Source organism: Rubrivirga sp., assembly GCF_049648075.1.
Taxonomy (GTDB): domain Bacteria; phylum Bacteroidota; class Rhodothermia; order Rhodothermales; family Rubricoccaceae; genus Rubrivirga.
Window position 1 is genome coordinate 1 of the sequence record NZ_JBARYR010000713.1, and the last position, 2,600, is coordinate 2,600.

The 2,600-nt window shown below is 71.6% G+C and carries 3 protein-coding genes; 2 read left to right on the forward strand and 1 reads right to left on the reverse strand.

The annotated features are described in order from the left end of the window. Both WBA11_RS18825 and WBA11_RS18830 read left to right on the forward strand, forming a co-directional pair. A partial coding sequence (locus tag WBA11_RS18825; protein WP_424522165.1) for a tetratricopeptide repeat protein occupies positions 1-1,221 on the forward strand: 1,221 nt, incomplete at its 5' end. A gap of 72 nt (positions 1,222-1,293) precedes the next feature. Then, a complete protein-coding gene (locus WBA11_RS18830) occupies positions 1,294-2,376 on the forward strand; it encodes a L,D-transpeptidase family protein (protein ID WP_424522166.1) in 1,083 nt (360 codons plus the stop codon). On the opposite strand, the gene WBA11_RS18835 is transcribed toward WBA11_RS18830, so the two are convergent. Beyond that, positions 2,364-2,600 (reverse strand): hypothetical protein (locus tag WBA11_RS18835; RefSeq protein WP_424522167.1); only part of this gene is annotated, 237 nt, incomplete at its 5' end. The two genes, WBA11_RS18830 and WBA11_RS18835, sit on opposite strands and share 13 nt — an antisense overlap.

Below are 2,600 nucleotides of genomic sequence, written 5' to 3' on the forward strand. Positions count from 1 at the left end.
GCGATGGAGCGCGACCGGTCCGAGGCCGTCGCCACGTTCATGACCGACCTGTTGTCCGAGTTCGACCCCAACCGCTCGGCCGGCGGCGACCTCGATGCGACCGAGGTCTTAGACCGGGCGGCGGCACGCGTCGAGACAGAGCTCGCCGACGATCCGGCGGTCCAGGCGCGCTTGCTCGACGCCATCGGGCAGATCTACCAGAGCTACGCCCGCTTCGAGCCGGCGGACCAGGCGCTGCGCACCTCCCTCGAGATCCGCCGACGGTTGTTCGGGCCGGGCCACCCCGACGTGGCGCGAAGTCTGTACAACCTCGCCTGGCTCGACCACGTCCGTGGGGACTACCTCGAGGCCGATTCCCTCTACCGCGTCGCCCTCGAGGTCCAGAAGGAAACGCTCGGCGAGAGGCACGCCGAAACGGCCGCGACCATCGAGGGGCTCGGGTTGCTCGCCCGAGCCGGCGGCGACCTCGAGGCCGGCGAGCGGTTGCTGCGCGAGGCGCTCGAGATCCGAGAGGAGGTGTTGCCCATCGGCCACCCCGACCGTGTCTCGAACCTGAACGCGCTCGCGGCCTTGCTCAGCGAGGCCGGTCGCCCCGACGAGGCGGAGCCGTTGTTCCGCGAGGTCGTCGAGGCCCGCCGCCGGAGCCTGGGGACGCACGCCCAGACGGCCCAGTCCCTCAACGATTACGCCGCGCTCTTGATCGCGCGCGAGGACTATACGGCGGCGCAGGGGTTGTACGTCGAGGGCCTGGAGATGCGCCGGGCGCTGCTCGGCTCTAGCCATCCGCACGTGGCACAGTCGCTGAGTCACGTGGGGTGGTCGCTTCAGAGCCAGGGACGTCCCGAGGCCGCTGAGCCGTACTACCGCGAGGCCTTCGCGATTCGGAGACGGGCGTTCGGGGACCAGCACGTCGCCACGGCCAACAGCCGGCTGATGCTGGGTGAGGTCCGCTACCAGCAGGGCGACATCGAGGGCGGCCTCGAGGAGGTCGAGCGGGCGGTCACGACGTTCACGGCGTTGCTCGGGACCGACGACCGGTCGGCGCTCAGCGCGCGACTACGGGCGGCCGAGATCCACGCCGAGATCGGCAACGCCTCCGAGGTCCAGGCCTTTCTCGCGGCGGCGGCTCCGGCCCTCGTCCGGGAGTACGGAGCCGACAGCGACCGCGCCCGCCGCGTGAGCGCGCTTCGGTCGCCGTCCCTCGCGTCGACCTCGAGGTAGCGTTCTCGGGGACTCCGGCACGCCTCCCGGACGTGGCGCGTTGTATCGTTGGTTTTCCCCCCGGCTCACACCGTGTCCTCCTTCCTCGCCCGAGCGGGCCTCGGCCTGATCCTGCTTGCAGGGTCGGTCGGAGCGACGCCATCGTCCAGGCTTTCCAGCGCTCTCGATCACTACCAGCGCATCGCTGCGTCTGGCGGCTGGGAGGCCATGCCGGACGGCCCGCTGGTCCGGCCCGGAGAGACGGACGAGGTCCAAGTCCCGGCGCTCCGTCGTCGTCTCCAAGCCGAGGGCGCTCTCGGGCAGGCGTCCTCGACGGGCGTGACGCTCGATCCGTCCCTGGCCGCGGCGCTCGCGGCCGCTCAGGACCGGATGGGTCTCGCGAACGACGGCGTGATCGGCCCGAAGACGCGCGCGGCGCTCGACGTCCCGGCTCGGGAGCGCGCCCGCCAGATCGAGGTCGCCCTCGACGAGCTCGCGTCCCTCCGCATCCCGGCCTCCGGGCGGTGGGTCCTGGTCAACGTGCCGGAGTTTCGCGTCCGGGCCTTCGAGGACGGGCGCGAGACGATGCGCCAGCGGGCCGTCGTCGGCGCCGACCGCGACGGGTGGCGCACGCCCTTGTTCGAGGACGAGATCGAGTACCTCGAGTTTCGCCCCGTCTGGAACGTCCCGGCCTCGATCGCGATCGAGGAGCTGTTGCCGAAGGGCGCCGACGCCCTCGAGGCCGAGGGGTTCGAGCTGGTCCGCCGGTTCTCGCCGGACGCCGAGGTCCACGTCATGACGCCGGACAACCTCGAGCGGTTGCGCGAGGGGCACCTGCTCATTCGGCAAGCGGCTGGCCCAGGGAATCCGCTCGGCCGCGTCAAGATCATGTTCCCGAACGTCAACAACGTCTACCTCCACGACACCCCCGCGCGGTCGTACTTCGCGCGGGACCTCCGCGCGCTGAGCCACGGGTGCGTGCGCCTGGAGGACCCCGCGGGCATGAGCGCGTGGCTGATGGGCTGGTCGCGGGAGCGCGTCCTCGAGGCCATGAACGGAGGGCCGAGCCGGCGCGTGGATCTGCCGGCCCGCGTCCCGGTCATCTTGGCGGCGCTCCCCGCCTGGGCGGATGACGAAGGCGACGTCTGGTTTGCCGGCCCCGGCTACTCGGAGTAGCGTCCTCGAGGGCGGCCCGCGCAGCGCAAAGCTGCCGCTCTCGAAGGCGACACGGTGAGGCGTGCCCGGCTCGCCTCGAGGCCGGAGAGCCATGACGGCGATTCGACTCGGATCCGGTACTCCCAGAAACGATCCGACGCATGACTCCCGACCGCTGGCGCCTCGTCGCCGATCTCTTCCACCGCGTCGCCGATCTCGAGCCCGCCGAGCGCTCGGCGCTGCTC